This is a genomic window from Burkholderia sp. MSMB1835 (assembly GCF_001526365.1).
Classification (GTDB): domain Bacteria; phylum Pseudomonadota; class Gammaproteobacteria; order Burkholderiales; family Burkholderiaceae; genus Burkholderia.
This window is the reverse complement of the sequence record NZ_LOYP01000051.1, coordinates 116,324-130,989: the sequence shown is the minus strand read 5'-3', so window position 1 is coordinate 130,989 and position 14,666 is coordinate 116,324. Positions and strand designations below refer to the sequence as shown.

The following is a 14,666-nucleotide window of genomic DNA, read 5'->3' as shown; positions in this document are numbered from 1 at the left end:
GCGCTCGGGCCGTCAAGTCCAGACCGTTCCGCTACACCGTTCGATACTTGACTCGGAACCTTAACTGAACGGCATTAGGCCTCGAAGGCCGCCTTTCCGTTTGCGCTTACGATCCCCACACCTGCATCTCGTCGAGCGAATAACCCCACTGCGTCGCCCGCTTCGTGCCGAGCATCCGCACGTAACGCCCCTGCCCGTTCAGGTTCGGCAACGTCACGTGCCCGTACGACACGCCGTTGTTCGTCGAGTAGATCGTCGTCCAGTTCGCGTTGTCGTTCGACGTCTGGATCTGATAGACGAGCGCGCCCGCATCCCAGTACAGATCGATGCTGCTGATCGTCTTCGTCGCACCGAGATCGACGGAGATCCATTGCGGATCGACGCCCGCGCCTTCCGGCGAATCCCAGCGCGTGCTCGTCGTGTTGCCGTCGAACGCCTTGTCGGCCGTCAGCGACGCGTCGTAGCTCGCGGATGCGGCGGCCGGACGGCCTTGCGACAGCAGCGTCAACTGCTTGGCGGCCGGGCCGCCGTAGTAGTTCGCGCCGAGTTTCGCCTTCGTCGTGTCCGCATTCACGCCGAACTGCGACAGGCTCCAGCGCTGGCCGGTCGTCACGTCGCCGACGTAGAGCTGATAGCCGCCCGCCGTCGTCGACGAGAAAAACAGGTAATTCGTACCACTGACAGGCGCCGGGTCCGAGTTGTTGCTCATGCAGTCGTTGAGCGCCAGCGCACTCGGCGTCGAGGCCGGGTCGGCCGTCTTCGCATAGATCTGGTCGGCTCCGCCGCTGTCCTTCCAGCGCGCGTAGTACACCATGCCGTCCGCACGCACGATCGGGTAGTACGTCTGCAACCCGGCCGGACGATCGAACACGGCGGTCGCACCGGTCGCGATCGTGCGCTTCATCAGCCCCATGTTCGAGCCGGTGCCCGTCGCGTAGTACACGGCGCTCGCGTCCGGCGCGAGGAACGGCATCGAGTATTCGGCGCCGGCTGGCGCGTTCGTCAGGCTCACGACGGACGTGAACACCGGCCCCGCGCTCGTGTACGACAGCGTCGCCTGCTTGACGTCGCCGTTCTGCTTGAACACGAGCGTCTTGCCGTCCGCGCTGAACTTCGGGTCTTCGTTGCGGGTGGCACCCGTGCTGTTCGTCATGTTGACGGGCGGCGTGCCGGCGCCGAACTGCAGCATGAACACGTTCCATGCGCCGTTGCGGATGCCCATGAACGCGAGCCACTTGCCGTCGGGGCTGAACACGCCGTTCATCGGATCGGTGATGCCCCACGCGCTCTTGCTGAGTTGCGTCAGCGTGCGGGCCGAAAAATCGTAGAGGAAAAGCTGGCTCGTGCCGTCGCCGTACTTGACGTAGCTGTGATAGACGAGCTTGCCGGTCAGCGCGGCGGGAAACGTCGCGTTCGGCTGGGCGGCGGGATTGTTGACGCAGGCTGCGGCGGCCACGCCGCTGAACAGGTTGAGGGCGATGCCGGCCACGAGGCCGGCGACGAGGGTCTTCGATTTCACGCTGGATGCTTCCGGGTAAGGTGGGGACGCCGCTGACGAGGACCCGCGCGGCACGCGTGGGCGTCACGGATCCGCCGTCGGGCAGCGTGAATTCCGTATCGGTCGGACATCGGGAACAAAACTTGCGGCAGTGTGCCTTCTGGTCAGACGAAAGAAAAGGATCAGAGCGCGCTTAAAACATACGGATCAGCGATTTAGGGCGCGCTTGCACGTGACGGCTGCCGTACTACTCTTTGTCATCTAGGTCCAACGCCGGGAGGACACGCATGAAGCGTTATGCGGTGCTGGCGCAGACGATTGCCGACGCGATCCGGCGCGGCGATCTGGCGCCCGGCGCGCGCATTCCTACCGTGCGCGCGGCATGCCGCGCGTATCGCGTCAGCCCGTCCACGGTGTTTCGCGCGTACTACGCGCTCGAAAGCGAGGGCCTGATCGTCGCGCGGGCGCGCTCCGGTTATTTCGTTGCGAACCTCTCGGACAAGCACGTGCGGTTCGGCCGCGATCCCCCGCGCAAGCCGGGCGCCGCGCAAACCGGCGACGACGATGCGCTGTTCCGCCTGCTCGACTCGCTCAAATGCGACGACATCGTGCCGCTCGGCTCGGCATTCGCGAGCTATTCGCTGTTCCCGATGAGCAGCCTGTGGCGCTACGTGGCGTCGGCCGCCCGCAACATGGACCGCACGAAACTGCTCGCGGGCCTGCCGCCCGGTAACGAAGCGCTGCGCCGCCAGATCGCGTTGCGTTATCTGAACGCGGGCGCATCGTTGCCGCTGGAGGAAATCGTGATCACGACGGGGGCGACCGAAGCGCTGACGCTCAGCCTGCAGGCGCTGACGCGCCCGGGCGACATCGTCGCGATCGAACGGCCCGCATTCCACGCGGTGCTGCAGGCCGTCCAGTGCCTGCACCTGAAGGCCGTCGAGATTCCGGTCGACCCGCGCACCGGCCTCGACCTCGACGCGCTCGCCGAGGCGCTCGACACGCATCCGGTGCGGGCGTGCTGGTTCATGACGTCGTTCCACAACCCGACCGGCGCGACGCTGACCGACGAGCGCAAGCGCGCGCTGATCGACCTGCTCGCGTCGCGCGGCGTGCCGCTGATCGAGGACGACGTGTACGGCGAACTGCAGTTCGGCACGGCGCCCACGCGCCCGGCGAAACTGTACGACGACAGCGGGCTCGTCCTGCATTGCGGGTCGTTCTCGAAATGTCTCGCGCCCGGGTTCCGGATCGGCTGGGTCGCGGCCGGCCGCTTCGTGCGGCAGATCCGCCAGGCCAAGGGCGCGAGCGCGCCGGCCGCCGACGTACCGGCGCAGATGGCGATTTCGAGCTACCTGCGCGACGGCGCATACGATCGTTTCCTGCGCAAGCTGCGACGCAATCTCGCCGCGCACCAGGCGCAGATGCTCTCGGCCGTGCGCGCGTATTTTCCGGCCGACACCGAAGTGTTCGCACCGCGCGGCGGGTATTTTCTGTGGATCGAACTGCCGCCGCACATGGATGCGATGCACCTGTTCGACGACGCGATGGAAAGCGGCGTCAGCATCGCGCCCGGCCCGATCTTTTCTGCCACCGGCGGTTTCCGCCGCTATCTGCGACTCAACTACGGGCGCCCGTGGACACCGGCCGTCGAGCGCGCGCTGGAGACGCTCGGCACGCTCGCGTCCCGGCAGCGGCACGGCGGCTAGCATGAGACGGGCGGCACGAAACGTGCGGCACGCGACGCGCGACATGCGCCTTGCGTTTCACGCGCGAACGACCAAAAATGAAGCGGCAGGCAGCCGCGGACGAACGGGTTCCACGCGTCCGATGTTATGGAGAATCAAATGCACACCGTATCCAGACGACCGCCGATGTGTCACCCGACGATGGCGCCCGCCGGTCGCTGACATGCGCGTCCTGCCCAACCGAAGCGTCCGCGCGCGCGATGCCTGGCGTGCCGTGCTGAACGCGCGCGCCGAATCGCGGCACGCGACGTGCTGCCGCTGCCGCGAATGCGGTTTCGTGGCGTTCCGCGCGCTCGAGCATTGCCCCGTCTGCGGTCAGTGGAACTGGCCGTTCGAACCGATTCGCCGCACGCCGGCCGACGCGCGTGCCGCACATGCGCCGCGGTCGTTCCATACATGGTCATCGCGCGTCGCCCGCACGCTGCGCAACGCGGCTTCCCAGCGGCCGCGCGCATCGAGCGCGCCGATCCTGAGCATCCTCACGCTCGTGCTGCTGGTCGGCGGCTACGTGACGGTCGACCAGACCTGCAAGGCCGATCCCGCTTGTCGCGGATCCGCTGCGCCGGCCGCCGTCGCGACCGGAGCCGTACTTCAGGCGTCGAACGAGCCATTGATACCGGTCGTGCCGGCACCCGTCTACCCGTTTCATTCGACCGATGAAACACGGGTGGCAGCCAATCCGCCACAGACCAATCCGCAACCGGCCGCCCCGTTCGCCGGCAAACCCGCGCGCAGGATGGCGGTTGCGCAAGCCGCGCCGTCGTTGCGCGCGCCCGACCGCATGCGCACCGGCGCAGTCCGCGTGGCCGACTGGAAAGGCGGCCGCGACGTCGCCCATCGCACGCGCGCGATCCGCCGCGTCAGCCTGCACACCGGGCGGACCCGCCGCGCCGCAGCGAGCAACGCCGAAATCGCGAAGCTCTATCGCGGCCACTGAGCGCGCGATCCAGACCCGCGCGCCCGTCGATTCGATTTTCTAAACCGCCCGTCACAAGACCTCGTTTGTGTCGCGCCCGACGTACGACGTTCAATGGATCATTCCCGCGCCGGCGCGTATCGCACGCCGGCCGTCCGATCCCCCGAACGGACTCCGTCGATGAATGCACTGCAGCTCGTGACCCTGGCCGCCATCTGGCGCGCGTCCGCTCGCCGCATTGCCTCCCCCGCCTTCGCGCCCGCAACGAAAACGGGCGGCCCGTTTCCGGCACCGCCCGCTTCGTGTCGCGCGTGTCGAACGCTAGCGCATCACGCCGCCAGCAACCCGTGCGGGTCGATGACGAATTTGCGCGGCGCGCCGCCGTCGAACTTCTTGTAGCCTTCCGGCGCCTGGTCGAGCGAAATCACTTCGACGTTGACGATCTTCGCGATCGGCAGCCGGTCGAACAGGATCGCCTGCATCAGGTTGCGGTTGTACTTCAGCACCGGCGTCTGCCCCGTGAAGAACGAATGCGACTTCGCCCAGCCGAGGCCGAAGCGGATGCTCAGGCTGCCGTGCTGCGCGGCCTTGTCCTTCGCGCCCGGATCGTCCGTCACGTACAGGCCCGGGATGCCGATCGCGCCGGCCGGGCGCGTGATTTCCATCAGCGAGTTCAGCACCGTCGCGGGCGCTTCCTCCGAATGGCCCGACGAGCCGTGGCCGTGCGCCTCGAAGCCGACGCAATCGACCGCGCAGTCGATCTCCGGCACGCCGAGGATCTGCGCGATCTGCTCGCCGAGCGACGCGTCCTTCGACAGGTCGACCGTCTCGAACCCCATCGCCCGTGCGTGCGCGAGGCGCTCCGCGTTCATGTCGCCGACGATCGTCACGGCCGCGCCGAGCAGGCGCGCCGACGCGGCGGCCGCCATCCCGACCGGGCCCGCGCCCGCGATGTAGACCGTCGAACCGGGCTTCACGCCCGCGCTCACCGCGCCGTGATAACCGGTCGGCAGAATGTCGGACAGGCAGGTCAGATCGCGGATCTTCGCCATCGCCTGATCGCGATCCGGGAATTTCAGCAGGTTGAAATCGGCATACGGCACGAGCACGTACTCGGCCTGGCCGCCGATCCAGCCGCCCATGTCGACGTAGCCGTACGCGCCGCCGGCACGCGACGGGTTCACGTTCAGGCACACGCCCGTATGCGTGTCCTTGCACATCGCGCAGCGCCCGCAGGCGACGTTGAACGGCACCGACACGAGATCGCCGATCTTCAGCGTCTCGACGTCCGGGCCTACTTCGATCACTTCGCCGGTGATCTCGTGACCGAGCACGAGGCCGACCGGCGCGGTCGTCCGGCCGCGCACCATGTGCTGGTCGGAGCCGCAGATGTTCGTGCTGACGACTTTCAGGATCACGCCGTGGCCGATCGCGCGACCGCTCGGGTCGACCATCTTCGGATAATCGATTTTCTGGACTTCGACCTGGCCCGGCCCAAGATAGACGACACCTCGATTGCTGCTCATCGTATTGTCTCCATGTCTCGTTGGATGGCGCCGCGGCGCGCCGGCCCTTGCGGCGCACGCGCAACGTGCTGTTCGAGAGTAGTCCGGGAGGCAGGGGGGCCGATGTCTCAAACGCGACACGCGTTTGATCCGGGCCGACATCGGCGCCCCGGGATACGCGTGCATGCGGATCCCGCACGTCGCGCCCCGTTTTTGGCAAAATCTGACAAGACAAATCGATAACGCAGTTGGCCTAGTACTCATCCAATATCAATACGCGGCCACGCTCCGTAGTATCCCCGACGCTCCACGCGCCCATCGGCGCGCCAATCCGTCGAGGGTGAAAATTCGTCCCATCCACCGCATCCCGCACCACGCCGATTCCGCCGCCGCGCCGGCGATCTCAGGGCGGCCGCTCCCGTTACACGACACGTCTCGTCCACGGCATCGCGCCGCCCGCACCGGTTGCATGGCGCACTGGGCAGGCCTCCCGGTCTGGCGCATCGGCGCCGCGCTGTTGATGCCGGGCATTGCGCACGCATTGCCGCCCAGCGCCGGGCAATCGATGCGTGACATCGAGGCCACACGCCCCACCCTGCCCGCCGACTCGCCGCCCGATCTCGCGATCCCGCCGCCGCCCGACGCGAAGCCGCCGCCGCCCGGCGACGACGCCGGGCCGCGCGTGCGGGTGCAGGCATTCGCGATCGGCGGCAATCGTGCGTTCGGCGCCGAACGGCTGCAACCGCTTCTCGCGGATCTCGTCGGCCGCGAACTGAGCTTCGACGAACTCCGGCAAGCCGCCGACCGGATCTCCGCGTATTACCGCGAACACGGCTACGTGCTCGCGCGCGCCTACCTGCCGCGGCAGGACATCGACAGCGGCGTCGTGCGCATCGACGTGCTCGAAGGCCGTTACGGCGCCATCGAACTGAACAACCGCTCGCGCGTGCTGGAAGGCGTCCTGCGCCGGCCGCTCGCCGCCCTCCGGCCCGGCGACGCCGTGCGGGGCGACGCGCTCGAGCGCAGCCTGCTGCTGCTCGACGATCTGCCGGGCGTTACCGCGAAGGGCACGCTGCGTCCGGGTGCGCAAGCCGGCACGACCGATCTCGCCGTCGACGTCGAACGCGGCCGGTTCGCATCGGGCTCGCTCGATGTCGACAACTACGGCGACCCGCTCACCGGCCGCTATCGCGCGACCGGCAGCGTCGACGTCAATGCGCCGCTGCGGCTCGGCGATCAGTTCACGCTGCGCGGGCTGACCAGCGACGCGCGCCAGCGTTATTACCGCGTGACCTATCAGTTGCCCGTCGGCCCGGCGTCGACCCGGCTCGGCGTCGCGTATTCCGACATGGGCTACCGGGTCGGCGGAAGCTTCGACGATCTCGACTATCACGGCCGTGCATCGGTACAAAGCGTATCTGTCGCGCAACCGCTGCTGCGCAGCCGCCGCGCGAACGTCAACGCGCAGCTGCTCTATGAGAACAAGCGGCTGCACGACGACTACGACGCACTGGACGTGCACGGCGCGAAGCGCATCCGCATGGGGTCGTTCGGCATCAGCGGCAACAACCAGGACGACTGGTTCGGCGGCGGCCGCAGCAGTGCGTCCGTGACGTTCGGCATTGGCCGGATGAGCGGCAACGATCCGCTCGAATTCGATTCGCTCGCGAAAACCCACGGCCGCTTCGCCAAGCTGAACGTCAACGCATTGCGGCTGCAGGCGCTCACCGCACGGTTTCAGCTCTACGTGCAGTTCAGCGCGCAACTGGCGTCGCGCAATCTCGACTCGTCGGAAAAATTCAGCCTTGGCGGCCCGTACGGGGTACGTGCATACGGACTCGGGGCGGGCAGCGGCGACCAGGGCTGGCAGGCCAGCGCGGAACTGCGCTATCTCGCCGCGCCGGGCTGGCAGGTCAGCACTTTCGTCGATACGGGGCGCGTGCAGCTCAACAAGCAGCCGTGGAACCGGGAGCGCAACACGTTGCAATTGTCGTCGGCCGGCATCGGCGTCGGCTGGTACGGCGCAAGCCGGCAGGTCAACGTCGCGGTTGCGCGACCGCTCGGCGGGTCCGACGAGGTGGCCGCGATCACGCGGTCGCCAGGTGTGTGGCTCCAGGCGACCCAGTACTTCTGAGTCGCCCGGCGCCAACGGCCGGCCCGGCAGCGCCGCGGGCCGGCAACCGTGCGGCGGTGCAGCGTGATCGTCCGCCGCATGAAGCGGAAATTCCTTCCGCGCCATGATTCATCAATTAGGTTTACTGATGAATTGAAGATACTCATCACCGAGGAAACGAAAACGATGAACAAGACCTACGCATTGGTATGGAATCACGCACAAGGGTGCTGGAACGCGGTCGGGGAAACCGCGCGCCGCCGCGGCAAAACCGGCGGCACCAAACTCGTCGCGGCCGGCGTCGTATCGCTGCTCGGCGTCGCCGCCCTGCCCGCGCATGCGCTGCCCACCGGCCAGGCCGTCGTCGCCGGCCATGCCAACATCGCGACCTCCGCCGACGGCAAGACCATGTCCATCAACCAGCACTCCGACAAGCTGATCACCAACTGGCAGGACTTCGGCGTCGCCGGCGGCGAGCGCGTGTCGTTCCAGCAGCCCGGCAGTACGTCGATCGCGCTGAACCGCGTGATCGGCACCCGCGGCAGCCAGATCGACGGCCGCATCGACGCGAACGGCAAGGTGTTCCTCGTCAACCCGAACGGCGTGATGTTCGGCGCCGGTTCGCAGGTCAACGTCGGTAGCCTCGTCGCGTCCACGCAGAACCTGTCCGATGCCGACTTCCTCGCCGGCAACTACCGCTTCGCCGGCACGTCCGCCGCCTCGATCATCAATGCCGGCCACATCACCGCGGCCGACGGCGGCAGCGTCGCCCTGCTCGGCGCGCGCGTGTCGAACGCCGGCGTGATCCACGCGAAGCTGGGCCGTATCGCGCTCGGCGCCGGCAACGCATTCAAGGTCAACTTCGACGGCAGCGACCTGCTCAGCGTGCAGGTCGACGGCGGCGCCGTCGACGCGCAGGCGAGCAACGGCGGCCTGCTGAAGGCCGACGGCGGCGAGGTGCTGATGACGGCGCGCGCCGCCGGCAATCTGCTGCATGCGGTGGTCAACAACGACGGCACCATCGAGGCGCGCGGGCTGAGCAGCCACGGCGGACGCATCACGCTCGACGGCGGCACCGTGTACGCCGGCGGCACGCTGGATGCGAGCGCCACGGCAGGCAACGGCGGCGAGGTCGCGACGCGCGGCACGCAGGTTCGCGTCGCCGGCGATGCCACGGTCGACACGCGCGGCGCGAACGGCCGCTCGGGCACGTGGAAGATCGACACGGCGAACGCGCGCGTCGCCGACGACGCGAACGCGACGATCGGCGCGGCGACGCTGTCGCGCAATCTCGGCACCACGCCGGTCGAACTGACGAGCACCGACGGTGCGCTGACGACCGACGGCGCGATCGGCTGGAACAGCGACCACGGTCTGACGCTGACGTCCGTGCGCGGCGACGTGAAGCTCGGCAAATCGCTGACGACGAGCGGCGCGAACGCTCGGATCGCAGTCAACGCCGCACGACGCATCGACGTCAACGACAGGGTCGCGCTCACGGGCCGCAACGCCGGCCTCGCGCTGAACTCCGGCAACGGGCATGCGTTGAACGGCAACGCGGCCGTCACGCTGTCGGGCGCGAATGCGTCGTTCAGCGCGAACGGTCAGGCTTATCGCGTGATCCACAACGTCGATCAATTGCGTTCGGTGGATGCGGACCTGAACGGCCGTTACGTGCTCGGCAATGCGATCAAGGGTAGCGGTGCGTTCCGCAGCATCGGCGGCGACGCGACGTTCGCCGGCACGTTCGACGGCCTCGGCAACGCGATCTCCGGCTTGTCCGTCTACAACAGCGGGCCGTTCGTCGGCCTGTTCGCGGTCAACAGCGGCACGATCGCCAACTTGACGCTCGATTCGGTGTCGGCACGCGGAACCTCGAACTATCGCGGGCCCGTGACGGTCGGCTCGCTGGTCGGCGCGAACGTCCAGGGCACGCTGTCGAACGTGCACGCGCGCGATGTCTCCGTCACGAGCAGCGGCGCGCGCGGCAACGTCGCGGGCGGCCTCGTCGGCCTGAACCTGAGCGGCACGATCGACCGCGCGTCGGTGTCGGGCGACGTCCAGGGCGACCGCTACACGACCGCCATCGGCGGGCTCGTCGGCGAGAACGTCACGTCGCCGGGCGGGTGGCTCGGCAACGCGACGATCACCCGCAGCCACGCCGACACGAGCGTCACCATCGACGCCGCCGGCACGCTGCCCAACAACGGCGCGACCGGCATCGGCGGTCTCGCCGGCGTCAACAGCGGCGATATCCGCGAGTCGTCGAGCCGGGGGGATGTCTACGTCAGGGAATCCAGCTCGGCCGTCGGCGGTTTCGTCGGGCGCAATACCGGCACGATCAGCGGCGCCGACGCGGCCGTCCTGGTTTCCGCCGGCACGGCCAGTACCGCTGGCGCGCTGGTCGGTGTCAATGCAGGCGCGATCGACACATCGCGCGCAAGCGGCCGCGTCTCGGCCGGTGTGCAGAGCACGGTGGGCGGCCTGGTCGGCCGCAACACCGGCCGCGTGACGGCATCGGTCGCATCCGGCGACGTCGGCACCGCGACGGGCGGCATCGCGGGCGGCCTCGTCGGCGCGAACGAGGGGCTCATCGACGGCTCCAGCGCATCCGGCGACGCCCTTGCGGCAAATAACGGCGTTTCCGGCGGGCTCGTCGGCATCAACAGCGGCCGCATCCATGCGTCCAATGCCTACGGCGACGTGGCGGCACGCGAGACCGGCGGCGTCGCGGGCGGGCTCGTCGGGATCAACCGGGGCCGCATCGACGCGTCGAACGCGAACGGCGACGTCGTGGCCTTTGCGAACGCCGTGGCCGGCGGCTTCGTCGGCCGCAACGCATCCGGCGGCACCATCGACGGATCGAGCGCACGCGGGTACGTCAGCGGCATGGCCGCCGAAACGGTCGGCGGTTTTGCCGGCGTCACCGAGGCCAATTCGACGATCACCGCATCTTCCGCGCATGGCACGACGCGCGGCGGCGCGAACGGCAAGGTCGGCGGCTTCGTCGGCATCAACGGCGGCCGCATCGCGGACGTCAACGCATCCGGCACGGTGTCGGTCCGCGCCAACGCCGAAGCCGGCGGTCTGGCCGGCCGGAATACCGGAACCATCGAATCGTCATGGGCGAGCGGCAACGTCACGGCCGTCGATGCGAGCCAGGCCGGCGGCCTGGTCGGGTTCAACAGCGGCACGGTGCGAAGCTCGCGTGCATCGGGCGCCGTCGTGGCCGGCGACAAAGCCAACGTCGGCGGCCTCGTCGGCAACAATGACCGCGGTACGATCGAGTTGTCCGACGCGAGCGGCGACGCCACGGGCGGCTGGAACGCGCGGGTCGGCGGCCTGGTGGGCAGCAACGGCGGCAGGATCAGCCAGTCGTCGTCGTCCGGCACCGTGAGCGGCAACATGTTTGCGTTCCTCGGCGGCATTGCCGGGACGAACTTCGGCACGGCGCAGGCGTCGTCGACCAGCAGCCGGATCGCCTACACGCAGGGCTACGATCAGCAATACGGCGGCCTGGCGGGACTCTCGGTCACGTCGATGCGGGGCAATACCGTGTCCGGCGAAGCGGTGAACGTGCCGCTCGTGGGTCGCACGCTCGGCGGCTTCTGACCGTGACCTGGCGCGGGCGGGCAGTCTGACCGCCCGCCTGCGCGCGCGGGAACGACGAGGCGCTCGTTCGTTCCCGCGCATCGCGTCGTGGCGCACGACGGTCGCACGTGCAAGCTCGCACGGTTGGGGCGCGCCACCATGTACGACTCGCCACTGCCCGTCCGCTACCTTCTCGCCACTTCCCTCTAGCGCCCCGCCGACCTCCCCTACCCGCCCTGATTCTCCCGAACGATCGCCGCGGCAGCCGCATCGGCCTCGCTCGCCACGCCGTCGTGCACGCGCGTGCTGACGGCAGGCGTCGGCGGTTCGCTGTCGAGCGCATGGCCGTTGCGATCGTGCGTGTCGACCGTCACGCGCATCGACAGCCCGACCCGCAGCGGATGCGCGGCGAGATCCTTCGGCTCGATCGCGATCACGACCGGCACGCGCTGCACGACCTTGATCCAGTTGCCGGCGGCATTCTGCGACGGCAGCATCGAGAACGCGCTGCCCGTACCCGCCGAAAACCCCTGCACGCGGCCGCGATAGACGATGCGGGCCCCGTAGAGATCCGATACGACTTCGACCGGCTGCCCGACGCGCATGTGGCGAATCTGCCCTTCCTTGAAATTCGCGTCGATCCACAACCGGTTCAGTTGCACGATCGACATCAGCGGCACGCCGGGCCCGACCTGCTGGCCGACCTGCACCGAGCGTTGCCCGATCGTGCCGTCGACGGGCGCGACGATCGTCGTGCGCTTCAGGTTCCGGTAGGCGAGCTTGAACTGCGCGGCCGCCTGCACGACGGCCGGGCTTTCGTCGACGGGCAGCTTGCTGCCGAGCGCGCGCGCCGCGTCGAGCTGCGCCTGCGCGGCGGCGAGGTTGGCCTGCGCGCCGGCCACCGCCGCGCGGGCGCGCGCCAGTTCCTCGGGCGCGACGATCTCGACCGACGCGCCCGAACGCGCGGCCAGCGCGCGCTGCGCGAGCTGCAGGTCGGCCCGCCGCGCGTTCACCGCTTCGACGTACATCGTGTTCGAGATCTTCGCGTTCGCGACCTGCCGTACGGCCTGCACGAGTTGCGCCTTCGCCTGCGCGAACGCGACGGACGCCTCGGCATCGTCGAGCCGCACGAGCGTCTGCCCCGCGCGCACGACCTGCGTATCGGCGACCAGCACGTCGGTCACGGCGCCCGGAATCTGCGCGGCGACCTGCACGATGCTGCCCGCGACATACGCGTCGTCGGTGTCTTCGTAGTATCGCTGGCTCAAAAACCAGAACGCGAGCCATGCGAGCGCGGCCGCGAGCACGATCGCGAAGAACACCAGGAAGCGCTTGCGGCGTGTCGCGCGGCGCGCGTCGAGCGCCGGGTCGTCGTCGAGTGCGGCCGGCGGCGCGGCGGTATGAAGGTTGTCGTGATGCATCAGTCGCTTTGCGTAACGATCAGGCGGTCATGCTGAAACAGCGGAATGGCCGGCGTCGCGGGCGGGTCGGCCGCCGGGTTCGCGGACGCGGTACGGGTCGAAGCGGGTGCGCCGCGAGGCGGCGGGGCGTTGTTCGCCGCGGCCGCATTCGACATACGGCTCGCCGCATCGCGCGATGCGACACCGATGGCCGACGTGCCGCCGGATCCGGCGGCCTGCCGCGCGGCCCCGGCCGCCGAACGCGTATCGGGCGGCGGCGCCGACGCAGCCGCCCGGCTCACGCTCGCCGTCGCCGCCGTCGCCGTCGCCGCCGTCGCCGGTCCTCGCTTCGCCGCGCCGCCGCGCGCTTGACCAACGGCCGGCGTCGATGCCGAAGCGGACGCCGACGCCCCGCCCCTCGCATCGAACCCGCCGCCCAGCGCGCCGATCAACCCGACCTGCAGCGTCCGCTGCTTGCCGAGCAACGCGATCATCTGCGCGCGCTCGTCGATCAGCGTGAGATCCGCGACATCGACGTCCTTCTGCATCAGCACGCCGCGCCGATGGCGATCCGCCGCGATCTGCACGATCTTCTGCGCGGCCGCGACCGCGTCCTGCTGCTGCGCGACGAGCGTCTGCGACGTCTGCAGCGACGTGACGAGCTGCGCGACCTGCCCGAGCGCATCGTCGACGGTCTTGTTGTACAACCCGATCGCGACGTCGGCCTGCGCGACGTCCGCGCCGAGCTTCGCCTTCAGCCGGCCGCGATCGAAGATCGGCAGCGAGATCGCGGGGCCGACGGAGCCCGCGAGCGAATCGCGCGAGAACAGCGATGCGGGCGTCAACGCGAACACGCCGCCGAGCGCGACGAGGTTCACGTCCGGATAGAACTGCGCGCGCGTCGAGTCGGCATTCGCGAACGCGGCTTCGACCCGCAGCCGCGCGGCAACGATGTCGGGCCGGCGACCCAGCAAATCGGCCGGCAGCCGGGCCGGCAGCGCACCGCCCGTGAACGCGCCGACGCGCGGCCGCTGCAGCGCGAGCCCGCGCTCCGGGCCGCGGCCCGACAGCACGCCGAGCTGCAGTTGGGCGAGCTTGATCTGCTCGTCGTTCAGCGCGATCTGTTCGAGCAGGCGGCTGCGCTTGATCGATGCGTCGCTGGCGTCGTACGCGTTGTCGAGACCGCGCGCGGTGCGCTCGCGCAGCACGGCCGTCACGCGCTGGCTGATCTTCAGTTTCTGCTGCAACAGGTCGCGCACCGCGTACGCCTGGTCGAGCTGGCAATACACGGTGACGATCGCGACGGCGAGCGTGAGCCGCACCTGTTCGGCCTCGACGCCGGCCGCGTCGCGCAACGACATCAGGCTCTTCGTCGCCGCGCGGTTCTTGCCCCACAGATCGAGCTGGTAGTTCAGCCCGACGAAGACCGACGACGGCGACACGTTCGGATCGCCGAAGATCTGTACCGGCACGCGATAGCCGCCGGCCGTCACGTCGGCGATGTCGCCGGGCTTCGGCATCCGCGCGCGGCTGATCGTCGCGCCGGCCGTGCCCGTGAGGCCCGTCAGCGAATCGAACTGCTGAAGTTGCGCCTGCGCGATCCGCAGCCGCGCCTGCGCGACCTGCAGATCGGGATTGTTCCGCGATGCCTCGGCGACCAGATCGTCGAGTTGCGGATCCTGTAGCTGCTTCACCCAGTCGGGCGCCGGCCACGCGCCGTTCGCGCCCGGGCCGGCGGTATGCACGAGCGCATCGTCGGCCGGCGCGCGCAGCGACAGCGCCGGCAGGAAGCCCGACGGCATGCAGCCGCCCAATGCGAGCAATGCCGCGGCCGCCGCGATCGACCAACCGCCCTTCGCGCCACGCGGCGAACCCGCCGCTTGCCTCATCCGCCG

The 14,666-nt window shown here is 69.2% G+C and carries 8 protein-coding genes; 4 read left to right on the top strand and 4 right to left on the bottom strand.

Annotated features, from left to right (window positions below):
* Positions 1-106 precede the first annotated feature (106 nt).
* Positions 107-1,519, bottom strand: coding sequence for a discoidin domain-containing protein (locus WS96_RS24130; protein ID WP_059835933.1), 1,413 nt, complete (start codon positions 1,517-1,519; stop codon positions 107-109).
* 266 nt (positions 1,520-1,785) lie between these two features.
* Here WS96_RS24130 and WS96_RS24125 point away from each other — a divergent pair, with 266 nt between their 5' ends.
* Together WS96_RS24125 and WS96_RS24120 are read left to right on the top strand one after the other, a co-directional pair.
* Positions 1,786-3,207, top strand: a complete 1,422-nt coding sequence (locus tag WS96_RS24125; RefSeq protein ID WP_059835931.1) for an aminotransferase-like domain-containing protein — start codon at positions 1,786-1,788, stop codon at positions 3,205-3,207.
* Between the two features lie 202 nt (positions 3,208-3,409).
* Positions 3,410-4,183: a hypothetical protein gene (locus tag WS96_RS24120; protein ID WP_059835929.1), complete on the top strand. Its 774-nt coding sequence runs from the start codon at positions 3,410-3,412 to the stop codon at positions 4,181-4,183.
* A gap of 308 nt (positions 4,184-4,491) precedes the next feature.
* On the opposite strand, the gene fdhA is transcribed toward WS96_RS24120, so the two are convergent.
* The gene (gene fdhA / locus WS96_RS24115; RefSeq protein WP_059835927.1) at positions 4,492-5,688 is read right to left on the bottom strand and encodes a formaldehyde dehydrogenase, glutathione-independent; all 1,197 of its coding nucleotides are present in this window, start codon (positions 5,686-5,688) and stop codon (positions 4,492-4,494) included.
* Positions 5,689-6,136: 448 nt separating this feature from the next.
* On the opposite strand from fdhA, the gene WS96_RS24110 reads away from it, so the two are divergent.
* Positions 6,137-7,801 (top strand): ShlB/FhaC/HecB family hemolysin secretion/activation protein, encoded by a 1,665-nt coding sequence (locus tag WS96_RS24110; RefSeq protein WP_059835925.1) that lies wholly within the window; start codon positions 6,137-6,139, stop codon positions 7,799-7,801.
* A 165-nt stretch (positions 7,802-7,966) separates the two neighbouring features.
* Positions 7,967-11,392, top strand: coding sequence for a beta strand repeat-containing protein (locus WS96_RS24105; RefSeq protein ID WP_059835948.1), 3,426 nt, complete (start codon positions 7,967-7,969; stop codon positions 11,390-11,392).
* 206 nt (positions 11,393-11,598) lie between these two features.
* Here the strand turns inward: WS96_RS24105 and WS96_RS24100 are convergent, their stop codons facing one another.
* Both WS96_RS24100 and WS96_RS24095 read right to left on the bottom strand, forming a co-directional pair.
* On the bottom strand, positions 11,599-12,792 hold the full coding sequence (locus WS96_RS24100) for an HlyD family secretion protein (protein ID WP_059835923.1): 1,194 nt from the start codon (positions 12,790-12,792) through the stop codon (positions 11,599-11,601).
* Positions 12,792-14,660, bottom strand: a complete 1,869-nt coding sequence (locus WS96_RS24095) for an efflux transporter outer membrane subunit (protein ID WP_059835946.1) — start codon at positions 14,658-14,660, stop codon at positions 12,792-12,794. The genes WS96_RS24100 and WS96_RS24095 overlap by 1 nt, the downstream gene beginning before the upstream one ends.
* Positions 14,661-14,666 lie beyond the last annotated feature (6 nt).

Coding starts and splice junctions, on each gene's coding strand:
- WS96_RS24110 (WP_059835925.1), top strand. CDS start 6,137: ATGGCGCACTGGGCAGGCCTCCCGGTCTGGCGCATCGGCGCCGCGCTG.
- WS96_RS24105 (WP_059835948.1), top strand. CDS start 7,967: ATGAACAAGACCTACGCATTGGTATGGAATCACGCACAAGGGTGCTGG.
- WS96_RS24125 (WP_059835931.1), top strand. CDS start 1,786: ATGAAGCGTTATGCGGTGCTGGCGCAGACGATTGCCGACGCGATCCGG.
- WS96_RS24120 (WP_059835929.1), top strand. CDS start 3,410: ATGCGCGTCCTGCCCAACCGAAGCGTCCGCGCGCGCGATGCCTGGCGT.
- WS96_RS24100 (WP_059835923.1), bottom strand. CDS start 12,792: ATGCATCACGACAACCTTCATACCGCCGCGCCGCCGGCCGCACTCGAC.
- fdhA (WP_059835927.1), bottom strand. CDS start 5,688: ATGAGCAGCAATCGAGGTGTCGTCTATCTTGGGCCGGGCCAGGTCGAA.
- WS96_RS24095 (WP_059835946.1), bottom strand. CDS start 14,660: ATGAGGCAAGCGGCGGGTTCGCCGCGTGGCGCGAAGGGCGGTTGGTCG.